This is a genomic window from Amycolatopsis sp. NPDC049691 (assembly GCF_040675005.1).
GTDB lineage: Bacteria > Actinomycetota > Actinomycetes > Mycobacteriales > Pseudonocardiaceae > Amycolatopsis.
On sequence record NZ_JBFANX010000006.1, the window covers coordinates 80325 to 102006 of the forward strand.

A 21682-nucleotide genomic window follows, 5' to 3' on the forward strand; every position below is an offset into this window, starting at 1 on the left:
AGCGTGGACAGCCGTGACGTGGAGTGCTTACGGGAGTTACCTGGTCATCGTCGTCCTGATCGTGCTCGCGCCCGGTCCGGACACGATGGTGATGCTGAAGAACGCGCTGTCGGGCGGGTTCCGCGGCGGGCTGCTCGCCTCGCTGGGCATCTTCGCCGGCAACGCCGTCCAGGGCAGCGCCGCCGCGCTCGGGCTCGGCGTGCTGATCGCGCGGTCGCAGCCGGTGTTCCTCGCGCTCAAGTGGGCCGGTGCGGCCTACCTCTGCTTCCTCGGGTTCCAGGCGCTGCGCGGCGCGTTCCGCGGCAACTACGACGTCGTCGGCCAGGCGCAGCGCCGCCGCGGCGGCGGGTTCCGGCGGTTCCGCGAGGGGTTCCTCTCCAACGTCACGAACCCGAAGGTGCTGGTGCTGTACCTGTCGGTGCTGCCGCAGTTCCTGACGCCGTCGTCGACGGTCGGCGACTCGCTCGTGCTGGCCTACACCGTCGCCGTGCTCGGCGGGCTGTGGCTGCTGGTGCTGCTGCTGTTCGTGCACCGCGTGCGCGAGTGGCTGGGCCGCCGCCGGGTCCGCCGTACGCTGGACGGCGTCACCGGCACCGCGCTGCTCGGGTTCGGCGCCGCCCTCGCCCTGGAGTCCTGATGACGTGGAGCACCTACCTGGGGTTCGCCGGGATGATGGCGTTCCTGGCGATGATGCCGGGCCCGGACACGATGGTCGTCCTGAAGAACGCGCTGACGGGCGGCGCCCGCGGCGGCGGCTGGGCGTGCGCGGGCATCAGCGTGGCGAACTTCCTGCAGGGCACGGCGGTCGCGCTCGGGCTGGGCGCGGTGATCACCCGCTACCAGCCGTTGTTCGAGACCGTGAAGTGGCTGGGCGCGGCCTACCTGGTGTTCCTGGGGATCCAGGCCCTGCGCGGGGCTTGGCGCGGGAACTACGAAGCCCTCGACGACGCCCGCCGCGCCCGCGGCGGCCGGGGCCGCCGGTTCCGCGAGGGGTTCCTGTCGAACATCACCAACCCCAAGGTGATCGTGCTGTACCTGTCGGTGCTGCCGCAGTTCCTCACGCCGGCGTCGACGTTCGCCGACTCGCTGCTGCTGGCCTACACGGTCGCGGCGCTCGGCGTGGTGTGGCAGGTGCTGCTGTTGCTGTTCGTGCACCGGGTCCGCGGGTGGCTGGAGCGCCGCCGCGTCCGCCGCGCCATGGACGGCGCGACCGGCATGGCGCTTCTGGGATTCGGCACGGCGCTCGCCCTGGAGTCCTAACCTGGAACGATGACCTGGGGAACCTACAGCGCTTACGTGCTCTTCGTCGTGCTCGTGCTCATCGTGCCGGGGCCGGATACCGCCCTGGTGCTCAAGAACTCGCTCGCCGGCGGCCGGCGCGGCGGAGTGCTGACCGCGCTCGGCATCGGCAGCGGAAACCTCGTCCAAGGCCTCGCCGCCGCGCTCGGGCTCAGTGCCGTCATCGTGCGTTCCGAACCCGTCTTCCTCGCCCTTCGCTGGGCCGGCGCCGCCTACCTCGGGTACCTCGGCGTCAAAGCCCTCATCGCCGCGAAACGCGGGGACTACCCGGCCCTCGAAGAAACCAGGTCCGGCAGTGGCCGGCGGTGGCGTGAAGGCTTCCTCTGCAACCTCACCAACCCGAAGGTCCTCGTCTTCTACCTGTCGATGCTGCCGCAGTTCCTCACCCCCGGCTCGACGATCGCCGAGGCGCTGGTGCTCGCCGGCACGGTCGGGGTGCTCGCCACGCTCTGGCAGCTCGTCATCGTCGCCGGGGTGCACCGCATCCGGGCCTGGCTGCTGCGGCGCCGGGTTCGCCGCGCCCTCGACGGCGTCACCGGTACCGCGCTGTTCGGCTTCGGGGCGGCACTCGTCTTCGAAGGCTAAAGCGTCCGGTCCAGCCATTCGTAGATCCGGCCGGTCGCGAGCCGCTGGGCGCCGACGTGGCAGTGCGCGTCCGCGCCCTCCTCCGCCGTGAACGTCATCAGCGTCTTCGGTGCCTTCAGGTGGTCGTACAGCCGCCGCGGCTCGGTTTCCGTCTCCCCGGCGAAGAACAGGTCGTCCGCCGCTTCGCACACCAGCGTCGGGCACTCGATCTTCTCCGCGATGCCGCCTTCCAGGGTGTACTCCAGGTACTTCGCGACGAACTCGCGGTCCGTCGACGCGCCCAGCACGTACCGGCCGTGGTCGCACGCCCAGCGCAGCGTCGAGTTGGCTTCGCGGCCCGCGGCGAGGATCGCGTCGAACTCCGCGTCCTCCGCGGCCCGCGCCCGGCGGACGATCTCCTCGCGCGGCCACGGCAGCATCCGCGTCACCGCCGACCCCGCGTCGTACACGCCGTCGACCGCGACCACCGCCGCCAAGCGGTGCTCGAACGCCGCCGCGCGCGGGGCCAGCACGCCACCCAAACTGATGCCCAGCAAGGCGATCCGCGCCGGGTCGACCCCGTCGAGCCCCAGCGCGAAGTCCACCACCGGCGTCACGACGTGCTCCCAGTCCGGCCGGAACACGAGCTTCTCGCGGCGGATCGCGCTCGGCTGGCCGGGACCGTCGAACGTCAGCACGTGGTAACCGTGCGAAGCACCCGCCGCGGCGCCCATGAAGTGGCACTCCTCGGCGCTGCCGTCGAAGCCGCTGTGGATCAGCAGCAGCGGCTTCGGCCCGTCGCCCGGCGCGCGGTAGAAGTACCCACGCAAAACCGTTCCCTCGTAAGGGATTTCGATCGGTTCCGCGACCCCCGCGCGCCGGAAGCACTCGACACTGCGGTCGTACGCCGACGCGATGCGCGGGTCCGCCGGGTCGCCGTGCAGGAAGAACTCCGCCGAGAAGTAGTAGGTCGACGCGCGCAGCAGCAGATCCCGCGCGGTGACCGGGCCGGCGTCAGCCGCTTCGGCGTACAACCGGTCGGCCAGGGCGCGGTAGGCGTCGTGCCAGCCGTCGTAGTCGCCGGCCGTCACGGTCGACGCGGCGGCGAGCACCTCGCCGAAGTCCGAACCGCCGTAGGTCGCGTGGCCGAACAGGCGCAGCGTCTCGAACCAGAACTGCGGGTCTTCTTCGAACAGGATCTGCTTCATCGGATTTCCTCTTCCACGAAGGTTTCGAACGAGCGGGCGGGCCGGCCGGTGACCTCTTCGACGGCCGTGGTGACGCGGTCTTCGGCGCCGTGCCGGATGTCCTCGTCGAGCGCGGCGAGCACCGCCGCGAACTCCGTCGGAATCCCGGACGCGGTCAGGCGAGCGGCGAACTCGGCGGTGCTCACCGCGCGGTGGCGCACCGGACGGTGGGTGCGTGCGGCGATGACGGCCGCGGCTTCGGCGTAGCTCAGCGCCGACGGCCCGGTCAGGACGTGTTCGGTGTTGTGCGGTTCGGGGTCGGTCAGCGCGCGGACGGCGACCGCCGCGATGTCGCCCGCGTCGACGAACGCGACCCGGGCGTCGCCGGTGGCCGTGACGATCTCGCCGTCCCGCACGCCCTGGGCGACCAGGTGCTCCCCGGTGAAGTTCTGCATGAACCAGGACGGCCTCAGCACGGCCCACTCCGGCGCCGCGCGCACCAGCCGCTGCAGGTCGCCGAGCCCGGGGGTGTCCGCCGTGACGGCCGACGAGCTGAGCAGCACGACCCGGCGGGCACCGGCCGCGAGCGCGTCGTCCAGGAACGGCTCGACGAGCCCGGCCGGCGCGACCTCGCCGATCGGCGGCAGCAGGTAGACCGCAGACACCCCGCGCAGCGCGGCCGCGTGCGTCGACCGGTCGGCCCAGTCGAACCGGACCTGGCCGGGCTCACCCGGCTTGCGCGTGGCCGCCCGCGCCGTGAACCCCGCGGCCCGCAGGCCGGTGACGACCCGGCTTCCCGTGGTGCCGGTGCCGCCGAGCACCAGGACGTCACCCACCGAAGGCCGCCGTCAGCTCGTCGGCGCCGCCGAGGACCTCCGCCGCGGCGAGCGGGCTCCAGTAGTCGCGGTAGTGGCGGATGAAACCGTCCTCGACGGTGATCACGGCGATGTACGACAGTTCGTACGGCTTGCCCGTGGCCACCACGACCCCGGCGACGGTCAATTCGGCGACGACCACGGCCGGGTCGGTCGTTTCGTGCACCGTCTTGGCGACGACCTCGCGGACGTCCAGCAGGTTCGGGTAGTCGCGCAGGTATTCGGTGATCGCTTCGCGCCCTTCGACGCGCTTCGGGTAGCCCGGGCCGGCGAACGGGAACTCCAGGACGCCATCCTCGGCCCACAGTCCGGCGAACCCGGCCATGTCGTGCTCGAGCAGCAGGTCGATCCCGTGATCGACGAGGTCTCGCAGTCCCATCGGAGCCTCCTTCAACGTTTGGACGAGACGGTACCGTCCCGACGTCAATATAGTCGGGACGGTACCGTCTCGTCCACCCGCTAGACTGCGGCGCATGGCACGCACCCCGACCGGCGCCGCGGTCCTCCAGCCCGAGGTCACGCAGGCGATCACCGACGCGGTCCTGCACGAGCTCGCCGAACAGGGCTACGGGCGGCTGTCCATGGAAGCGGTCGCGAAACGCGCCGGCGTCGGCAAGAGCGCGCTCTACCGGCGCTGGAAGTCGAAGGACGAAATGATCGCCGCGGTGGTCACGGAGTTCAGCGTGACCCGCGCGGCCGTCGTCGACACCGGGTCGCTGCGCGGCGACCTCCGCGAAACGATGCACGCGCTGATCGACTGGCTGACGCACCCGCTGTTCTCACGGATCCTGCCGGACCTGGTCGCGGAGGACGCGCGCAATCCCGACCGCACGCGTAGCACGCGCGAGAACATCGGCGGGCTCCGGCGCGAGGCCGGCGAGGTGATGCTGCGCCGCGCGATCGCGCGCGGCGAGCTGCCCGAGGACCTCGACCTGGAGATGGCCCTCGACGTCCTGGCCGCGCCGATCTACTGGCGCCTGGTGGTCCGCCGGGCGGAAGCGGAGCCGGACTACGTGGATCGGCTGGTGGAGCTGGCCCTGCGCGCGCTGGGCGCGCAGGGGGCCTGACTCACTTCCGCTCGGGGTCGCCGGTGACGCGCTTGATGTTCGCGCCCAGCCGGTTCAGGTTCTCCACGAAGTGCGGGTAGCCGCGGTCGATGTGGAAGACGTCCCAGACCTCGGTGACGCCGTCCGCGCACAGGCCGGCCAGCACCAGGCCGGCACCCGCGCGGATGTCGGACGCCCAGACCGGCGCGCTCGACAGCGTCTCGACCCCACGCACCACCGCGTGGTGCCCGTCGGTCCGCGCGTCCCCGGACAGCCGGACCATCTCCTCGATGAACCGGAAGCGTGCCTCGTAGACGTTCTCCGTGATCATCGACGTGCCTTCGGACACCGCAGACAGCGCCACCGCGAACGGCTGCAGGTCGGTCGCGAAGCCGGGGTACGGCAGCGTCACCCAGTCGACCGCTTTCGGGCGCTCCGGCTGGACCACGCGGAAGCCCTTGTCGTCGTAGGTCTCCACCTCGGCGCCGGCCAGCTGCAGCTTGTTCAGCACCAGGTCGAGGTGGTGCGGGTTGACCCCGCGGACGGTGATGTCGCCGCGGGTCATCGAGGCGGCGAACGCCCAGGTCGCGCCGACGATCCGGTCGCCGATCACGCTGTGGGTGGTCGGGTGCAGCTGCTCCACGCCGTGCACGGTCAGCGTCGACGTCCCGGCGCCCTCGATCTTCGCGCCCATCTCGGTGAGCATCGTGCAGATGTCGACGATCTCGGGCTCGCGCGCGCAGTTGTCGATGACCGTGGTGCCTTCGGCCAGCACGGCCGCCATCAGGATGTTCTCGGTCGCGCCGACGCTCGGGAAGTCCAGCCAGATCTGCGCGCCGACCAGCGTCTCGGCCTTCGCGACGACGCAGCCGTGCTCGATCGTGCTCGTCGCGCCCAGCTTGCGCAGGCCGTTCTGGTGCATGTCCAGCGGGCGCGAGCCGATCGCGTCGCCGCCCGGCAGCGCCACGACGGCCTGCTTCAGCCGCCCGACCAGCGGGCCCAGCACGCACACGGACGCGCGCAGCTTGCCCATCGCGGCCGAGTCCGCGCGGTGCGACAGCTCGGCCGGCGTCGTGATGGTGGCGGTGTCGCCCTCGATGACGACCTCGCAGCCGACGCTCCGCAGCACGTCGCCCATCAGCGGGACGTCCAGGATCTGCGGGCAGTTCGTGATGGTCGTGGTGCCCTCCGCGAGGAGGGCCGCGGCCATCAGCTTCAGCACGCTGTTCTTGGCGCCGACCACGTCGACCTCGCCGACCAGCCGGGCTCCGCCATGCACGTCGAAGTGCTCGCTCATGGCCGCCAATCATGCCCTCTCGCCCGGATTCGGCCCGGGCGGGGGCCGCTATGGTGGGTTCATGGTCGTTCGCATCAACCGCGTCTACACGAAGGTCGGCGACAACGGCACGACCGCGCTCGGCGACGGGTCCCGCGTGTCCAAGACGTCCCCGCGGCTGGGCGCGTACGCGGACACCGACGAGACGAACTCCGTGCTGGGCCTGGCGATCGCGGTCGGGCAGCTGCCCGGCGAAATCGCGGATGTCCTGCGTGCGGTGCAGAACGATCTTTTCGACGTCGGCGCGGACCTCTGCCTGCCGATCTCCGACGACCCGCCGTACCCGCCGCTGCGGATCACCGAGAAGTACGTCGAGCGGCTCGAAGGCTGGTGCGACGACTTCAACGAGCGGCTGCCGAAGCTGACGTCGTTCATCCTACCGGGCGGCACGCCGGGCGCGGCCTTCCTGCACCAGGCGCGGACGGTGTCCCGCCGGGCCGAGCGGTCCGCGTGGGAGCTGTACGAAGCGGAGCCGGAGACGACGAACCCGGTGGCGCTCAAGTACCTGAACCGGCTGTCGGACCTGCTGTTCATCCTCGCCCGGCTGGCCAACCCCGAGGGTGACGTGCTCTGGCAGCCGGGCGGCCAGCCCGCCTAGATCCCCCAGCTCTCCCGCAGCGACCCCAGCGCCTGGTGGAAGCCCGGGAACGTCTTCTTCACGCACTCCGGGTCGTCCAGCGTAATGCCCGGGGTGCGCAGGCCCGTGATGCTGAACGCCATCGCGATCCGGTGGTCGCGGCGGCACTTGACCAGGGCCCCCGTAGGCGTGCCCGGCTGGATCTCGATCCAGTCGCGGCCCGTCTCCACCTCGATGCCCAGCGCGCGCAGGTTCTCCTCGCACGCGTCGAGCCGGTCGCACTCCTTGATGCGCGTGTTGTAGACGTCCTCGATGCGCACCGGCCCGGACGCGAAGGGGGCGATCGCCGCCAGCGTCGGGACCGTGTCGGAGATGTCTCGCATGTTGACCGTGACGCCACGCAGGCCTTCGGACGGGCCCGCGACCGTCACCGAATCGGGAGCCAGCTCCACGTGCGCGCCCATCTCGCGCAGCACGTCGGCGAACTTCACGTCACCCTGCAGGGCCGACGAACCGAGGCCCGGGATGGTCACCGTGCGGCCGGTGACGGCCGCCGCGGCGAGGAAGTAGCTGGCCGTCGACGCGTCCGGCTCCACCGGGTACTCGCACGCCCGGTACGGCTGCGGCGGCACCACGAACGTCTGGCCCTCACGGCGGACGTCGACGCCGAACCGGCGCATCATCTCGAGGGTGATCTCGACGTACGGCACCGACACCAGGTCGGTCACCGTGATCCGCAGGCCCTCCGCGGTCAGCGGCCCGAGCAGCAGCAACGCCGTCAGGAACTGCGACGACAGCCCCGCGTCGAGGGTCAGCGAGCCGCCCTTGACGCCGTTCGCGCGCACGGTCACCGGGTGGTGCCCCGGCTCGCCGTGGAAGGTCAGGTCGACGCCCAGCTCCTGCAGGGCGTCGGTCAGCGGCCCGAGCGGGCGGCGGCGCATCTGGTCGGAGGCGTCGAAGTGGAACGTCCCGGTGCCGGCCGCGGCCAGCGCGGGCAGGAACCGGGCCGTCGTCGCGCCGTCGCGGCAGAAGACGTCCGCTTCGGCGACTCCGGGCCCGGACGGGCGGCCCTCGATGGTCCACGCGCCCGGCTGCCGGTCGATGCGGTAGCCGAGCTTGACCAGGCCCTCGGCGAAGCCCTCGGTGTCGTCCGAGTGCAGCGGACGGCCGAGGGTCGTGGTGCCGTGCGCGGCGGCGGCCAGGAACAGGCCGCGGGCGGTGACGGACTTGGAGCCGGGGATCTCGACGAGGGTCACCCCTCGAGTTTAGTGCGGCTGGATCTCGGCCATCGGGCCCCAGTCGGAGGCGTCCTGGACGTTGATGATCTGCGGGGTGGCGCTGATGTAGGCACCGAGGTTCTCGACCGCCCACTTGAAGTGGTCGGAGCCGACGTGCGCGACCGCGGCGTCCTGGCCCTCGAAGCCTTCGACCAGCACGTAGGTGTTCTTGTCATCGAGGCTGCGGGACCACTCGAAGAACCGGTTGCCGGCTTCGGCGCGGGTGTTCCGGGTGTAGTCGGCGACGATGTCCGGCCAGTCTTCGGCGTGCTCGGGCTTGACCGGGAACTTGACCACGATGAAGATCATGCGCTCAACCGTAGGCCAAACCGGCGGCCGTGGCTGTCCCAGTTTGAGACAGAGTCAGGAAGCGCGCGGGAGGCGCCGCCCGGGCGGGGCGGATTCGAGCCAGGAGAGGAACCCGGTCAGCGCGCCCGGCCCCATGGCGATCTCGATCGCCTCCTGGGTCTCGGACTCGCAGCGCAGCACGGTCGAGCCCTCGGGAACGGCGTAGGCCTCGGTCCCGGACGGGTCGCGCCGGTCGGCGATCTGCATGCTTTCGCGCTGGAAGACGCGGTCGGGGCCGGTCCGCAGGCTCCACACCCGGTACCAGACGAACTCGTCGCCCTCGTAGCGGCCCAGCCCCAGGTGCCAGCTGGACCGCGCGTTGTCCGGACGCCACCGCAGCGCGACGCTCACGCCCCCGCCGCGGCGCATCCGGATCCACCGCTGGCCGTACCAGGCGGCCAGCACGGCGAGCACGATCAGGAGCCCGACTACGACCACGGTGATCTTCACGGCCCGGCTCCTGCCCGTCTCGCGCTCAGACCGACTTGCCTGCCGCGCGGAGCTGGGCCGTGGCCCTCGTCCGCTCGGTCTCGTCGTCGGCGCTCAGTGCCGCCTTCGCGGCGTCGACGTCGATTTCGTCGGACAGCTCGGCGCTCTCGGCGAGGATGCTCACGCCGGTGCCGGTCACGGAGAGGAAGCCGCCGTGCACGGCCGCGCAGATCGTCTCGCCGTCGGTGGTCGTCACCTTGACCACGCCACCCTCGACGAGCTGCCCGAGCACGGGTTCGTGGCCGGCCATGATGCCGATCTCGCCCTCGGTGGTCTGCGCCACCACGAAAGTGGCGGTACCCGACCAGAGACGGCGCTCGACGGCCACCAGCTCCACGGACATCTCGGCCACGTAGCACTCCTTAACTCGGGGTGTTGCCACCGAGTGTAATAGGTCTGTCTCCTGCTATGAGAACGGCGGGGGCCCGAGTCCATAGTGGACACTGCCCCCGCCGCGCTCAGGACGTCACTTCTTGGTGATTTCCTTGTACTTCTTCTCGAGGTCCTCGAGGCCACCGATACCCAGGAACGCCTGCTCCGGGTAGTGGTCGAAGTCACCCTTGGTGATGCGGTCGAACGACTCGATGGTCTCCGACAGCGGCACCGTCGAGCCCGGGATCTGCGTGAACGCCTCGGCGACCAGCATGTTCTGCGACAGGAACCGCTCGATGCGGCGCGCGCGCTGAACGGTCAGCTTGTCCTCTTCCGACAGCTCGTCCATACCGAGGATCGCGATGATGTCCTGCAGCTCCTTGTACTTCTGCAGGATCCGGATGACCTCGGAGGCGACGCGGTAGTGGTCCTCACCGACGATGGCCGGGTCGAGGATCGTCGACGTCGACGCCAGCGGGTCCACCGCCGGGAAGATGCCCTTCTGGAACACCGACCGGGAGAGCTCGGTGGTGGCGTCCAGGTGGGCGAACGTCGCGGCCGGGGCCGGGTCGGTGTAGTCGTCCGCGGGGACGTAGATCGCCTGCATCGAGGTGATCGAACGACCCCGGGTCGAGGTGATCCGCTCCTGCAGCTGCCCCATCTCGTCGGCCAGCGTCGGCTGGTAACCCACGGCCGAAGGCATGCGGCCCAGCAGGGTCGACACCTCGGAGCCGGCCTGGGTGAACCGGAAGATGTTGTCGATGAACAGCAGCACGTCCTGGTTCTGGACGTCGCGGAAGTACTCCGCCATGGTCAGCGCCGACAGCGCGACGCGCATGCGCGTGCCCGGCGGCTCGTCCATCTGGCCGAAGACGAGGGCGGTGTCGTTGATGACGCCGTCCTCGGACATCTCCAGGAAGAGGTCGTTGCCCTCACGGGTGCGCTCGCCGACGCCGGCGAACACCGAGGTACCACCGAAGTTCCGGGCGACACGGGTGATCATCTCCTTGATGAGCACCGTCTTGCCGACGCCGGCACCGCCGAACAGGCCGATCTTGCCACCCTGGACGTACGGGGTGAGCAGGTCGACGACCTTCAGGCCGGTCTCCAGCATCTCCGTCTTGCCCTCGAGCTGGTCGAAGGACGGCGGGTTGCGGTGGATGCCCCAGCGCTCGAGGTCGTCGCCGTAGCCGGGCTCGTCGAGGCACTCGCCGAGCGCGTTGTAGACGTGGCCCTTGACCTTGTCGCCCACCGGCACGGTGATCGGCTTGCCGGTGTCGGTGACCTCGGCGCCCCGGACCAGGCCGTCCTGCGGCTGGAGCGAGATGGTGCGGACGAGGTTGTCGCCCAGGTGGGAGGCGACCTCGAGGGTGACGGTCTTGCGCAGCTGCTCGAACTCGATTTCGACCTTGAGCGCGTTGAACTGGTCGGGAACGGAACCGCGCGGGAACTCGACGTCGACGACCGGCCCGGTCACCGAGACGATGCGCCCCTTGGCGCGCGGGGCTTCAGTACTGGTCATCAATCATCACTTCCTGCTGCGGTGAGCGCGTTCGCGCCACCGACGATTTCGGAGATCTCCTGGGTGATCTGCGCCTGGCGGGCCTGGTTCATCTCCCGCGTCAGGTTGCCCACCAGCTCGTTCGCGTTGTCCGACGCGGCCTTCATCGCCGTCCGGCGGGCGGCCAGCTCGGACGCCGCCGACTCGAGCAGCGCCGCGTAGAGCCGCGTGTTGATGTACTTCGGCAGCAGGGCGTCCAGCAGCGTGTCGGCACTCGGCTCGAACTCGTAGCTGGGGAGCAGCTCGCCCGCGGGCTTCTGCTGCTCCTCCTCGCCGTCGGTGTACTCGACCTCGAGCGGCGCGACGCGCTTGGCGACCGGCCGCTGGGTCAGCATCGACACGAACTCGGTGTAGACGATGTGGATCTCGTCGACACCCGTGATGCCGTCGGCGTTGCCGTGCTCGTCGTCGGCGCCGAGCATGAACGACTCGACCAGGGCGTCACCGGCCGCGACGGCGTCGGTGTAGGCCGGCTGGTCGGAGAAGCCCGTCCAGCTGTTCACGACCGGGCGGTCGCGGAACCGGTAGTAGTTCAGGCCCTTGTTGCCGGTGACGTAGACCTCGGGCTCCTTGCCCTCCGAACGCAGGAGGGCGAGCAGCTCTTCGGTCGCGCGCAGCACGTTGGAGTTGTAGCCACCGCACTGGCCCTTGTCACTGGTCACGACCAGGACGGCGGCCCGCTTCGGGTTCGGGCGCTCGACCAGCATGGGGTGGTCGAGGTTGGCCGCCGCACCGGCCAGCGCCGAGAGCACCTTGGTGATCTCGTCCGCGTACGGCCGGGAAGCGGCGACCTTCGCCCGCGCCTTGGTGATGCGCGCGGTGGCGATGAGCTCCATCGCCTTGGTGATCTTGCCGATCGACTTGGTCGCCTTGATGCGCGACCGGAGTTCCCGGAGTTGTGCGGCCATGAGCTATCAGCTCACTTCTTCGGGGCGGGCTTGTTGACCTTGACGGTCTCGTGCCCGACCTTGTCGGCGTCCATCGCGTCGGCGTCCGCCTCGACCAGGGGCTTGCCCTCGGACGTGGTGAACTCCTTCTTGAACTCGTTCACCGCTTCGACGACGGCCTCGCGGGTCTCCTGCGGGAACTTGCCGGTCTCGCGGATGCTCTTGATGAGGTCGGCGTGCTTGCGGCGGGCCGAGTCGATGAACTCGTGGTTGAACCGGCGGACGTCCTCGGTCGGGACCGAGTCGTAGTGCCCGTTCGTGCCCAGGTACACCGTGAGGACCTGCTCCTCGACCGGGATCGGCGAGTACTGCGGCTGCTTGAGCACCTCGTACAGCCGGGCACCGCGCTCGAGCTGCGCCTTGGAGGCGTCGTCGAGGTCGGAGGCGAAGGCCGCGAAGGCCTCCAGCTCGCGGTACTGCGACAGGTCGATCCGGAGCGAGCCCGCGACGTCCTTCATCGCCTTGACCTGCGCGGCACCACCCACGCGGGACACCGAGATACCCACGTCGATGGCCGGGCGCTGGCCGGCGTTGAACAGGTCCGACTGGAAGAAGCACTGGCCGTCGGTGATCGAGATGACGTTCGTCGGGATGTAGGCCGACACGTCGTTCGCCTTGGTCTCGATGATCGGGAGACCGGTCAGCGAGCCGGCGCCCAGCTCGTCCGACAGCTTCGCGCAGCGCTCCAGCAGGCGGGAGTGCAAGTAGAAGACGTCGCCGGGGAACGCCTCGCGGCCCGGCGGGCGGCGCAGCAGCAGCGAGATCGCGCGGTAGGCGTCGGCCTGCTTGGTCAGGTCGTCGAACACGATGAGGACGTGCTTGCCCTCGTACATCCAGTGCTGGCCGATGGCCGAGCCGGTGTACGGCGCGATCCACTTGAAGCCGGCCGAGTCGGACGCGGGGGCCGCGACGATGGTGGTGTACTCCAGCGCGCCGGCGTCCTCGAGGGACTTCTTCACGGCGGCGATCGTGGAGCCCTTCTGGCCGACCGCGACGTAGATGCAGCGGACCTGCTTCTGCGGGTCGCCGGTCTCCCAGTTGGCCTTCTGGTTGATGATCGTGTCCACGGCGACGGCGGTCTTGCCCGTCTTGCGGTCACCGATGATCAGCTGGCGCTGGCCACGGCCGATCGGGGTCATCGCGTCGATGGCGGTGATGCCGGTCTGCAGCGGCTCCGACACCGGCTGGCGCTCGACCACCGAGGCGGCCTTCAGCTCCAGCGCGCGGCGGTCGGTGGTCTCGATGTCGCCGAGGCCGTCGATCGCCTGGCCCAGCGGGTTGACGACGCGGCCGAGGTAGCCGTCGCCGACCGGCACCGACAGGACCTGGCCGGTGCGCTTGACCTGCTGGCCCTCCTCGATGCTTTCGAAGTCACCGAGGATCGCGGCACCGATGGAGCGCGCGTCCAGGTTCAGCGCGACGCCGAGGACGCCGCCGGGGAACTCGAGCAGCTCGTTGGCCATGGCCGAGGGCAGGCCCTCGACGTGGGCGATGCCGTCACCGGCGTCCACCACGATGCCAACTTCTTCCCGGCTCACGTCCGGGGCGTAACTCGAGACGTAGTTCTCGATCGCGCTACGGATCTCATCCGAGGAGATCGTCAGCTCGGCCATGTCTTTCCCGCTCTCGCTTCGTTCTTGCCAGTATGCAAAGTCTTGTGTGACCGGGGGCTATGCCCGGGCCAGCCGCCTGCGCAGCGCCGCCAGCTGCCCCGCCGCGCTCCCGTCGATGACCTCGTCGCCGACGCGGACGACGAGGCCGCCGCCGAGCCGGGGGTCGATCTCGACGTGCAGCGCGATCGGCCGCCCGTAGAGGGCGTCGAGCTTCGCGCCCAGCTGGGCGGTCTGCTCGTCGGTCAGGGCGTTCGCGCTGGTCACGTAGGCGACCGAGCGCTCACGGCGTTCCGCGGCCAGCTTGACCAGCTTGTCGAGCCCGATGCCGACGCCGCGGCCCTTGGCCCGGCGCACGACCTGCTCGACGAGGGTCTCGGTGACCACGTCCACCTTGTCGGCGAACAGCCCGCGCACCAGTGCGCGCTTGGCGTCGGCGGGACCGGCCAGGTCGGAGAGCGCGGCCTCCAGTTCCGGGGCGCCGGCCACGATCCGCGCGACCTGGAACAGCTGGGATTCGACGGTGTCGACGTTGCCGGTCTTCTCGGCCGCGGTGAGCAGTGCCGAGCGGCCGAGCTCCTCGAGCCCGTCGGTCAGCTCACGGGGGCTGGACCAGCGGCTGCCCGCCACGGCGTCGAGCACCTTCAGGGCCGGTTCGGACAGCTTGCCGTCGAACAGCCGGCGCACCAGCTCGGTGCGCACCTCCGGCGTCGTCGAAGCGTCGCTCACCGCCCGGCGCAGGCCGATCTCCCGGTCCAGCAGGTCGACGACCGAGAGCAGCTCGTCGCCGACCGTGGCAGCATCGGCTCCCGCGTCGGCCAGAACCTCGCCGAGGCGTTCCTCGGCGAGGCCGAGCGCTTCACGGCTCGCAGCATGCAGCGTCATTTCTGGCTACTTCCCCGCTCCGTTGGAGGCACCGGCGGACTCCAGCTCCGCGAGGAACCGGTCGACGGTGCCGCGGCGGCGCGCCTCGTCCTCGAGCGACTCGCCGACGATCCGGCTGGCCAGCTCGACGGCGTTGCGGCCCATGTCGGCCCGCAGCTCCGCGATGATCTGCGCCTTCTGGGCCTGCAGCTGGGCCTGGCCCTGGGCGACGATGCGCTGGGACTCGGCCTCCGCCTCGGCCCGCAGCTCCGCCTTGATCTGCTCGGCTTCGAGCCGCGCGTCGTCGCGGATCTTCGCGGCTTCGGACCGGGCTTCCTGCAGCTGGGCCTTGTACTTGGCCAGCGCTTCTTCGGCTTCGGCCTGGGCCTTCTCGGCCTTCTCGATGCCACCCTCGATCTTCTGCGCACGCTCTTCGTACGCGGCCTCGAAGCGAGGGACGACGTACTTCTTGAGGATGAACAGCAGGATGAGGAAGGCGACGATGCCGAGGATCAGCTCCGAGATGTCGGGGATGATCGGGTTGTGCGCTTTTTCCTCTGCGGCGAGGAGGATGGCACTGTTCAGCACGGCGTCTCCTTAAGCGATGAGCCGAGACTCAGGCGGCGGAGGCGATGAAGTAGATGACGATGCCGATCAGGGCGAGCACCTCGGTCAGAACGAAGGTCGAGAAGCCGATGCCCTGCAGCTTGCCCTGCGCCTCCGGCTGACGCGCGGTGCCGTTGATGACGGCGGCGAAGATCAGACCCACACCGATGCCCGGGCCGATCGCGCCCAGGCCGTAGCCGATCGCGGCGAGGCCGGGGTTGATGTTGACAGCCTGCTCGGCGGCCTGGGCCAGAACGATGTTGCTCACGTGCATTTCCCTTCACTTCGGTCCACGCGCTCGCGTGGATCGGGGGCTTGTGTTCTCAGTGCTCCGACGCCAGCGCGGCGCCGATGTACCCAGCCGACAGCAGGGCGAAGATGTAGGCCTGCAGCACCTGGATGAAGGCCTCGAGGAAGGTCATCCCGATGGCGAAGATCCACGCCACCAGCGAGACCGGCTTCAGCGCCCAGCTCGACGTCTCGGTCAGCAGGAAGGTGCCGCCGAGGGTGAACACCGCCAGGATCAGGTGACCCGCGAACATGGCGGCGAAAACACGGATGGCGAGCGTCAGCGGGTTGAGGAAGAACTTTTCCGCGAACTCGATCAGCGAGAAGAGCGGCAGCACCGCCTTGGGAACGCCCGGCGGGGCGAGTTCCTTCTTGAAGTAGCCGGCGAAACCGTGCCGCTTGAACCCGACGAAGTGGTAGACCGGGTACACGACGAGGACCGACAGGGCGACCGGGAAGCCGAAGCGCGCCATGGTCGGGAACTGCAGGACGGGGATGATCCCGTAGAGGTTGTTCACCAGCACGAAGGTGAACAGGGCGAAAACGAGGGGCACGAACGACTTGAAGTCCTTCGAACCGATCTGCTCGCGCGCGATGTTGTTGCGGCTGAAGTCGTAGATCGACTCGGCGACGAACTGCCCCTTGCTCGGAACGACCTTGAGCTTGCGGGTCGCCAGCAGGAAGTACGTCGCGATGATGACCACCGAAAGCACGACGAGCAGCATCGGCTTGGTGACCGAGCCGAACAACGGCGGCAACTCGAAGCTTTCGGCGCCGGGCGGCGCGAATACCGCACCCTCGGCCAAAACCAGCGCGCCCACTGGGCTCCTTCCGGTTCTCCCGGCCGGCGTTCACTCCGCCGGGGGAATCGTCACGATCTGGACTTAACGTACCCGATACGTATCGGGACGTCGGAGGCGGCTACCCCACGGTCCGCAGAACACGCCTTCACGTTCTGCACACGGGGTTGTCTCGCGTGAACACTGCCCTGCGGTCTACTTCGGACCAGCGGCGGAAGAGGCGGAACTACACGGTCGCCACACTGCTGATCGCGGTTCGTCTTAGGGAGTGCGCGGCCGAGGCCGCCACCCTTGACGCGGACCATACCAGCAGGTCAATCAGTGCCGTACACGCGTACTCCATACCCACCGATCAGCCCAGGACCTAAGTCCCGGGTCGATCCGGGACCCAGGTCCGGGACCGGGCGGGACCCGTCCGGCAACGGCGCAGGCGGCAGGTCCCGGCGCCATTCCGATGGCCGCACGAAGGCGCACTTTCGTGACGCCGGTCACACTCGGGCGGCCGCAGCGCGATGCACGGGGAGTAACGGAAGTCCGCGGCAAAACGGACGGGCGCCGGGAGGCTCAGGAGGGGATGATCGTCGGGATCTTGGTCTTGCGGAAGGCGGCGAACTCGGCCGCGGCGGCCACCAGGATGGCGACGATCATGGTGATGCCGAGCGACATCGGGTGCAGCGCGGTGACGCCCTTCAGCAACGTCAGCGCGCCGAACAGCAGGACGACCTTCACGACGTACCCGCCGAGCGCGATGACCATGACGAACATCGGGTCCTGGCCCGCGCTGAAGCGCATCAGGCCCAGCGTCGACAGCGACGCGAGCATCGCGAGCACCGCACCGACGAGCGAGCCGAGGAAGCCGGGCATCCCGTTGAGGACGCTGAAGAGCACGATGCAGATCAGCACCGCGGGCGGGGTGACGAGCAGCGAAGCCTTCGTCATCGCGCGGGCGGCCTGCAGCACCACCTTGGCGTGCGGGTTCTCCTGCGCTTCGGTTTCGGTCTCGCTCACAGCTGGCTCCCTGCTCGGTTCAGCCACCGAGTGTAGAGAACCCGGCCGGTCAGGTCCCGGGCTGGTTGCGCGAGCGCAGCCGCGGGACGATCGAGACCACCACCGCGAACACGAGCCCGGCGCCGATGATCCAGAGCGCCGCGGCGTCGTCGAAGAGCGTCACCGAGACCGCGCCGAACGCGAGGATCCCCGCCCACAAGTAGATGAGCAGGACCGCGCGGCGCTGGGAGTGGCCGATCTCCAGCAGGCGGTGGTGCAGGTGCATCTTGTCGGCCGCGAACGGGCTTTCGCCGCGGCGCGTGCGGCGCACGACCGCCATGATCAGGTCCAGCAGCGGCACGAACAGCACCGCCGCCACGACCACCAGCGGGGAAAGCAGCGCGATCGCGTCCTTGCCGCTGAACTGCGGGTACGGCACGCGCCCGGACGCCGAGGTCGTCGCGCCCGCGAGCATCAGGCCGATCATCATCGACCCGGAGTCGCCCATGAAGATCTTCGCGGGCTGGAAGTTGTACGGCAGGAAGCCCAGACACGCGCCGGCGAGCGTGGCCGCGATCAGCGCCGGCGGGTAGGTGCCGACGTCGCCGCCGGAGCTGTCGAGCAGGCCGAGGGAGAACGCGCACGTCGCCGCCGCGGCGATGAAGCCGAGGCCGCCGGCGAGCCCGTCGAGGCCGTCGACGAAGTTCATCGCGTTGACCATCACCACGACCATCACGACGGTGAGCAGCGCGCCCTGGTTCTTGTCCAGCACCAGCACCGAGCCGAACGAATCGCCCTGACCGCCCCACGGCACCCAGAACGACACCCACTGCACGCCGAAGATGACCAGGATCCCGGCGCACATGACCTGCCCGGCCAGCTTCGTCCACGCGTCGAGCTCGAACCGGTCGTCGAGCGCGCCGATGAGCGAGATGACCCCGGCGGCGAGCAGCACGCCGACCGAGTCGAACGAGGCGTCGAAGCCGTGCGACAGCGCGGGCAGCTGGTGGGCGAGGCCCATCGCGCCGGCGACGCCGAGGTAGATGCCGACCCCGCCCATCCGCGGGATCGGGGCGACGTGGACGTCGCGCGCCCGCGGGTTGGCGATCGCGCCGACGCGGATCGCGATCCGGCGCACGACGCCGGTGAGCAGGTAGGTCACGGCCGTCGCGGTCAGCGCGACGAGGATGTATTCCCGGATGGGGAGAAGACCGGATGTGGGCGGCACGGGTGCGTCACGCTCGCGGGGTCGGGGTCACCCGCGACACGGTATCGTGCCGCTTCCGGCGCCTTGATCCGGCTTCACGCCAACGATTCCGCGGGTACACCGAGCACCTCCGCGATGGCGTCCTTGCTCACCGCGCCCTCGCGCAGCACCACCGGCTCGGTGCCGGTGAGGTCCACGATGCTCGACGCAACCGGCTCGCCGCTCGACCCGCCGTCGAGGTAGACCGCGACCGAGTCGCCGAGCTGTTCCTGCGCCTCCTGCGCGGTGCTGGCCGGCGGCCGGCCGGAGACGTTCGCGCTCGAGACGGCCATCGGGCCGACGTCGCGCAGCAGTTCGAGGGCGACCGGGTGCAGCGGCATCCGCAGCATGACGGTGCCACGGGCGTCGCCGAGGTTCCACTGCAGACTCGGCGCGTGCGGGAGCACGATGGACAGATCGCCCGGCCAGAAGGCTTCGATGAGCGCACGAGCCTGCGGGGGCACGCCGAGCACGAGGCCGTCCACAGTGGACCAGGACCCGACGAGCACGCCGACGGGCATGTCCGGGCCGCGGTTCTTCGCGCGCAGAAGGGCTTGCACGGCGCCGGCGTCGAAGGCATCGGCACCGATGCCGTAGACCGTGTCGGTCGGCAGGACGACCAGCCTGCTCGACCGCACCGCACCCGCGGCCGCCGCCAGTCCGTCGGCACGGGACTCCCGCTTGCTGCAGTCGTAGACCACGCTCATGGTGGCCAAGAGTAGTCCCGCCGCCGGAGGGGGCGTTCGCCGCGTCACACCGGCCGGGCCCGGGCGGCGGGAACCCGCGGCGGTGCGGTTCGCCGAGCCCGCCGGGTGCCGCCGCCGGGCCGGGGCGGCACGGCGGTGCCGACCTCGCGGCGGTGCGGGCGGGTGGCTCGCGGGATCGGCCGGGGTTGGCCGGCGGGGGGTGTCTGGCGGGGTCGGCCCGCGGGGTCGGTCGGCGGGCGTGGCCGCCGGGATCGGCCGCCCAGCCGCCGACGGGGGCCCCCGTCTTCCACGCTACCGGCGACCACCGACACTTTCCGGCGCTTCCGGCACGCACGACCGGAGTTGCCCACAGCGCCCGGTGCGGGACGCCCCGGCATCACCGCGCGAGGGCCACACTCGGCGGCTGGGTCGCCGCAGGCCGCCGGTCACCGTCGCCGGTTGCATCGGGCCGAGCAGAACCGGCCGGCTCATGACCACGCCGGCCGGGGGCGCCCCCGTCTTCCACGCTACCGGCGACCACCGACAATTCCGGGCCCCCGCAGTGCCCGCGAACCGGGCTTGTCCACAGCGCCGCCCCGGCGCCGGACTGACAAACCGGCCAGACTTTCGTCGTGGGGCAAGCGGGTAAACCTCGCCGCGAGGCAGAACCGCGACAGCGGGGCTCAATACGGTCGATCTTCGGGAACCACCACCCCCGTGGGTTCCCAGTGAAGGAGCCGCAGATGCGCCCCAGAACCCCGAAAGCGCTCGCCCTGCTCGCCGCGGTCACCGTCTTCGGCGGGCTCGGTGCCGGCACCGCCGCCGCCGAGCCGCTCACCCGTGGCTGGCCCGCCCCGATCGACGCCGCGCACTGGGAGAACCAGGACCACATGACCTGGTCCGACTACCGCAAGGTGCCCGGCACGAACTGGGCCGATCCCTCCCTGAAGCCGACCCAGCGCACGTTCAAGGGCGCCGTCGTCCTCGCCGACTACCCGGACCAGGACTTCGTCGTCACGAAGCCGGCGAACTCCACGATCTTCGGCAACCCCGGCCCCGCCGCCGCGAACATCCCGCGGGCCGGCGTCGCGCAGTACTACCAGGACTTCCTCAACAAGCCCGAAGCGCTCAACAACGGGCACACGATCAACGAGTACTGGATGGAGGACTCCGGCGGCCGCTTCGGCGTGCAGCTGACCGCGTTCGGGCCGTACCGGATGCCCGGGAAGTCCTACGAGTACGGCATGGAGTTCCAGCCGAGCGCGTGCCCGCCCGGCGCGAACTGCGCCCGCGACATCCGCAAGGACGCCGGTGACGCGTGGCGCGCCGACGTCGGCGACACCGCGAACCAGTTCGACTTCGTCTTCTACCTCTCCGCCGGCCAGGACGAGAGCTCGACCTGGCAGGAGTTCGGCGAAATGAAGTTCGGCACCAAGGAGAACGTGCCGGACGCGTTCGGACCGCCGAACCACGACCTGCCCAACTACGCGGCGACGCGGTACGTGCCGTGGACGTCGTGGGCGTCGGCCGCCAGCATCTGGCCGAACGCCCAGGACGGCAGCTCGGTGCAGGCCGAAAGCTCGGGCCAGTCCACCTACGCCCACGAGTTCAGCCACATCCTGGGCATCGGCGACAACTACAACAACCCGTTCGGGGTGCCGCCGTCCCGCAGCTACAGCGGGCCGTGGGACATGCTCTCGCGCGGGACGTTCAACGGACCGGGCGGCCCGCACACGCGCTGGCAGATCCCGGCGACCCAGGGCAGCTCGATGGGGGCTCAGCACCAGCTGCGCAACAAGCTGAAGCTCGGCATCGTCGACCCCGCGGACGTCCTGCAGCTCGACCGCAACGAGCTGGCGAAGACCGGTCCGGTGTCGGCACGCATCACCGCGCGCGAGACCGACGCGCAGCCGGGGGCCTTCACCGGGCTGAACATCAAGCTGACGGGCGGCGACAAGGCGCCGAAGTGCGACCGGGCGAAGGACCCGTTCTGCGACGGCGGCGGCTACGACAACTACACGGTCGAGGTCGTCGACCGGATGGGCGCGGACTCGTTCGCCCCGGACTCCGGCGTCCTGATCACCAAGACGAAGAACAAGGACAACGCGCCCTTCGACTGGGTGATCGACGCCAACCCGCAGGACATCGGGATCACCGACTACACCAAGCCGGACGGCACGCCGGTGAAAATCACCGTCGGTGACTACCGCCAGCTCAACGACGCGCTGTTCAAGGCGGGCACGGAGGCGGCGAGCCCGTACGAGTACACGGACGAGGCGAACCGGCTGCGCTTCCTGATCACCGACCTGGCCCGCGACCGCCACGGCGTGCTCTCGTACACGGTGACGGTGGCCTCGCTGGACGGCTCCGGCAGCCAGGCCCGCGGCGCGGCGGTCACCCCGGCACTGCCGGCGTTCGCCCGCGGCGGCCTCGCGACCTGCGACTTCGGCCTGCTCAACACGGGGTCGGCCCGGGGCGCGCAGGCACCGTACGACACGGACACGTATCGGCTGAGCGTGTCGACGGACGCCCGCGGCTGGGAGGTCCGGCTGCCGAACGAGCTGGCGACGGCGAAGTTCGGCGGGCACGTGAAGGTGCCGGCGTACGCGAAGCGGGACCAGGGCGGTGACCTGGCGGCCCGGGTGAAGCTGACGGCGACGTCGGTGAGCGACCCGTCGAAGACGGCGACGGCGAGCTGCACGGCGTTCGGCTTCTAG

24 protein-coding genes are annotated in these 21682 nt (G+C 70.2%); 6 read left to right on the forward strand and 18 right to left on the reverse strand.

Annotated elements, in window-relative coordinates; genetic code table 11:
* Nucleotides 1-13: 13 nt before the first annotated feature.
* The 3 genes from AB0J40_RS15480 to AB0J40_RS15490 are packed head-to-tail and all read left to right on the forward strand — an operon-like array spanning nucleotide 14 to nucleotide 1884.
* Complete coding sequence (locus AB0J40_RS15480; protein ID WP_364452783.1) at nucleotides 14-637, forward strand: LysE family translocator; 624 nt, start codon at nucleotides 14-16, stop codon at nucleotides 635-637.
* On the forward strand, nucleotides 637-1260 hold the full coding sequence (locus tag AB0J40_RS15485; protein ID WP_364452785.1) for a LysE family translocator: 624 nt from the start codon (nucleotides 637-639) through the stop codon (nucleotides 1258-1260). The genes AB0J40_RS15480 and AB0J40_RS15485 overlap by 1 nt, the downstream gene beginning before the upstream one ends.
* A 9-nt stretch (nucleotides 1261-1269) precedes the next feature.
* On the forward strand, nucleotides 1270-1884 hold the full coding sequence (locus AB0J40_RS15490; RefSeq protein WP_364452788.1) for a LysE family translocator: 615 nt from the start codon (nucleotides 1270-1272) through the stop codon (nucleotides 1882-1884).
* Here AB0J40_RS15490 and AB0J40_RS15495 read toward each other — a convergent pair.
* From AB0J40_RS15495 to AB0J40_RS15505, 3 genes are read right to left on the reverse strand one after another with little or no spacing between them, the layout of a single operon-like run.
* Complete coding sequence (locus AB0J40_RS15495; protein ID WP_364452790.1) at nucleotides 1881-3071, reverse strand: alpha/beta fold hydrolase; 1191 nt, start codon at nucleotides 3069-3071, stop codon at nucleotides 1881-1883. The two genes, AB0J40_RS15490 and AB0J40_RS15495, sit on opposite strands and share 4 nt — an antisense overlap.
* Nucleotides 3068-3886 (reverse strand): ergot alkaloid biosynthesis protein, encoded by an 819-nt coding sequence (locus AB0J40_RS15500; RefSeq protein ID WP_364452793.1) that lies wholly within the window; start codon nucleotides 3884-3886, stop codon nucleotides 3068-3070. Before AB0J40_RS15500 ends, AB0J40_RS15495 begins: the two co-directional genes overlap by 4 nt.
* A complete protein-coding gene (locus AB0J40_RS15505) occupies nucleotides 3879-4298 on the reverse strand; it encodes a nuclear transport factor 2 family protein (protein WP_364453665.1) in 420 nt (139 codons plus the stop codon). Before AB0J40_RS15505 ends, AB0J40_RS15500 begins: the two co-directional genes overlap by 8 nt.
* Before the next feature lie 100 nt (nucleotides 4299-4398).
* Here AB0J40_RS15505 and AB0J40_RS15510 point away from each other — a divergent pair, with 100 nt between their 5' ends.
* A complete protein-coding gene (locus AB0J40_RS15510) occupies nucleotides 4399-4992 on the forward strand; it encodes a TetR/AcrR family transcriptional regulator (protein ID WP_364452795.1) in 594 nt (197 codons plus the stop codon).
* Nucleotide 4993: 1 nt separating this feature from the next.
* On the opposite strand, the gene murA is transcribed toward AB0J40_RS15510, so the two are convergent.
* Complete coding sequence (murA, locus tag AB0J40_RS15515; protein ID WP_364452798.1) at nucleotides 4994-6268, reverse strand: UDP-N-acetylglucosamine 1-carboxyvinyltransferase; 1275 nt, start codon at nucleotides 6266-6268, stop codon at nucleotides 4994-4996.
* A gap of 61 nt (nucleotides 6269-6329) precedes the next feature.
* Here murA and AB0J40_RS15520 point away from each other — a divergent pair, with 61 nt between their 5' ends.
* Nucleotides 6330-6905 carry a cob(I)yrinic acid a,c-diamide adenosyltransferase gene (locus AB0J40_RS15520; protein ID WP_364452801.1) on the forward strand — a complete coding sequence of 192 codons (576 nt, stop codon included), beginning with the start codon at nucleotides 6330-6332 and terminating at the stop codon, nucleotides 6903-6905.
* On the opposite strand, the gene aroA is transcribed toward AB0J40_RS15520, so the two are convergent.
* The 14 genes from aroA to AB0J40_RS15590 all read right to left on the reverse strand — a co-directional run bounded on the left by aroA (nucleotide 6902) and on the right by AB0J40_RS15590 (nucleotide 18986).
* Nucleotides 6902-8140, reverse strand: a complete 1239-nt coding sequence (gene aroA / locus AB0J40_RS15525; protein WP_364452804.1) for a 3-phosphoshikimate 1-carboxyvinyltransferase — start codon at nucleotides 8138-8140, stop codon at nucleotides 6902-6904. The genes AB0J40_RS15520 and aroA overlap by 4 nt on opposite strands.
* Before the next feature lie 9 nt (nucleotides 8141-8149).
* On the reverse strand, nucleotides 8150-8470 hold the full coding sequence (locus AB0J40_RS15530; protein ID WP_364452806.1) for a putative quinol monooxygenase: 321 nt from the start codon (nucleotides 8468-8470) through the stop codon (nucleotides 8150-8152).
* A gap of 54 nt (nucleotides 8471-8524) precedes the next feature.
* Nucleotides 8525-8959, reverse strand: a complete 435-nt coding sequence (locus AB0J40_RS15535) for a DUF2550 domain-containing protein (RefSeq protein WP_364452807.1) — start codon at nucleotides 8957-8959, stop codon at nucleotides 8525-8527.
* A gap of 25 nt (nucleotides 8960-8984) precedes the next feature.
* Nucleotides 8985-9350, reverse strand: coding sequence for a F0F1 ATP synthase subunit epsilon (locus tag AB0J40_RS15540; protein ID WP_364452809.1), 366 nt, complete (start codon nucleotides 9348-9350; stop codon nucleotides 8985-8987).
* Between the two features lie 114 nt (nucleotides 9351-9464).
* A complete protein-coding gene (atpD, locus tag AB0J40_RS15545) occupies nucleotides 9465-10892 on the reverse strand; it encodes a F0F1 ATP synthase subunit beta (RefSeq protein WP_364452811.1) in 1428 nt (475 codons plus the stop codon).
* Nucleotides 10892-11839 carry a F0F1 ATP synthase subunit gamma gene (locus AB0J40_RS15550; RefSeq protein WP_364452813.1) on the reverse strand — a complete coding sequence of 316 codons (948 nt, stop codon included), beginning with the start codon at nucleotides 11837-11839 and terminating at the stop codon, nucleotides 10892-10894. Before AB0J40_RS15550 ends, atpD begins: the two co-directional genes overlap by 1 nt.
* An 11-nt stretch (nucleotides 11840-11850) precedes the next feature.
* A complete protein-coding gene (gene atpA, locus AB0J40_RS15555; protein ID WP_364452816.1) occupies nucleotides 11851-13491 on the reverse strand; it encodes a F0F1 ATP synthase subunit alpha in 1641 nt (546 codons plus the stop codon).
* Between the two features lie 57 nt (nucleotides 13492-13548).
* Nucleotides 13549-14373, reverse strand: a complete 825-nt coding sequence (locus tag AB0J40_RS15560; RefSeq protein WP_364452819.1) for a F0F1 ATP synthase subunit delta — start codon at nucleotides 14371-14373, stop codon at nucleotides 13549-13551.
* 6 nt (nucleotides 14374-14379) lie between these two features.
* A complete protein-coding gene (locus AB0J40_RS15565) occupies nucleotides 14380-14940 on the reverse strand; it encodes a F0F1 ATP synthase subunit B (protein ID WP_364452820.1) in 561 nt (186 codons plus the stop codon).
* Nucleotides 14941-14968: 28 nt separating this feature from the next.
* Nucleotides 14969-15226: an ATP F0F1 synthase subunit C gene (locus AB0J40_RS15570; RefSeq protein WP_026468506.1), complete on the reverse strand. Its 258-nt coding sequence runs from the start codon at nucleotides 15224-15226 to the stop codon at nucleotides 14969-14971.
* A 55-nt stretch (nucleotides 15227-15281) separates the two neighbouring features.
* Nucleotides 15282-16067 (reverse strand): F0F1 ATP synthase subunit A, encoded by a 786-nt coding sequence (gene atpB, locus AB0J40_RS15575; RefSeq protein WP_247019135.1) that lies wholly within the window; start codon nucleotides 16065-16067, stop codon nucleotides 15282-15284.
* 543 nt (nucleotides 16068-16610) lie between these two features.
* On the reverse strand, nucleotides 16611-17054 hold the full coding sequence (locus tag AB0J40_RS15580) for a hypothetical protein (RefSeq protein WP_364452822.1): 444 nt from the start codon (nucleotides 17052-17054) through the stop codon (nucleotides 16611-16613).
* Nucleotides 17055-17103: 49 nt separating this feature from the next.
* Nucleotides 17104-18261 carry an MraY family glycosyltransferase gene (locus AB0J40_RS15585; RefSeq protein WP_364452824.1) on the reverse strand — a complete coding sequence of 386 codons (1158 nt, stop codon included), beginning with the start codon at nucleotides 18259-18261 and terminating at the stop codon, nucleotides 17104-17106.
* Between the two features lie 74 nt (nucleotides 18262-18335).
* Nucleotides 18336-18986: an L-threonylcarbamoyladenylate synthase gene (locus tag AB0J40_RS15590; RefSeq protein ID WP_364452827.1), complete on the reverse strand. Its 651-nt coding sequence runs from the start codon at nucleotides 18984-18986 to the stop codon at nucleotides 18336-18338.
* 722 nt (nucleotides 18987-19708) lie between these two features.
* Here AB0J40_RS15590 and AB0J40_RS15595 point away from each other — a divergent pair.
* The gene (locus AB0J40_RS15595) at nucleotides 19709-21682 is read left to right on the forward strand and encodes a M6 family metalloprotease domain-containing protein (RefSeq protein WP_364452829.1); all 1974 of its coding nucleotides are present in this window, start codon (nucleotides 19709-19711) and stop codon (nucleotides 21680-21682) included.

Coding starts and splice junctions, on each gene's coding strand:
- AB0J40_RS15485 (WP_364452785.1), top strand. CDS start 637: ATGACGTGGAGCACCTACCTGGGGTTCGCCGGGATGATGGCGTTCCTG.
- AB0J40_RS15490 (WP_364452788.1), top strand. CDS start 1,270: ATGACCTGGGGAACCTACAGCGCTTACGTGCTCTTCGTCGTGCTCGTG.
- AB0J40_RS15495 (WP_364452790.1), bottom strand. CDS start 3,071: ATGAAGCAGATCCTGTTCGAAGAAGACCCGCAGTTCTGGTTCGAGACG.
- AB0J40_RS15510 (WP_364452795.1), top strand. CDS start 4,399: ATGGCACGCACCCCGACCGGCGCCGCGGTCCTCCAGCCCGAGGTCACG.
- murA (WP_364452798.1), bottom strand. CDS start 6,268: ATGAGCGAGCACTTCGACGTGCATGGCGGAGCCCGGCTGGTCGGCGAG.
- AB0J40_RS15520 (WP_364452801.1), top strand. CDS start 6,330: ATGGTCGTTCGCATCAACCGCGTCTACACGAAGGTCGGCGACAACGGC.
- AB0J40_RS15530 (WP_364452806.1), bottom strand. CDS start 8,470: ATGATCTTCATCGTGGTCAAGTTCCCGGTCAAGCCCGAGCACGCCGAA.
- atpD (WP_364452811.1), bottom strand. CDS start 10,892: ATGACCAGTACTGAAGCCCCGCGCGCCAAGGGGCGCATCGTCTCGGTG.
- AB0J40_RS15550 (WP_364452813.1), bottom strand. CDS start 11,839: ATGGCCGCACAACTCCGGGAACTCCGGTCGCGCATCAAGGCGACCAAG.
- atpA (WP_364452816.1), bottom strand. CDS start 13,491: ATGGCCGAGCTGACGATCTCCTCGGATGAGATCCGTAGCGCGATCGAG.
- AB0J40_RS15560 (WP_364452819.1), bottom strand. CDS start 14,373: ATGACGCTGCATGCTGCGAGCCGTGAAGCGCTCGGCCTCGCCGAGGAA.
- AB0J40_RS15590 (WP_364452827.1), bottom strand. CDS start 18,986: ATGAGCGTGGTCTACGACTGCAGCAAGCGGGAGTCCCGTGCCGACGGA.
- AB0J40_RS15595 (WP_364452829.1), top strand. CDS start 19,709: ATGCGCCCCAGAACCCCGAAAGCGCTCGCCCTGCTCGCCGCGGTCACC.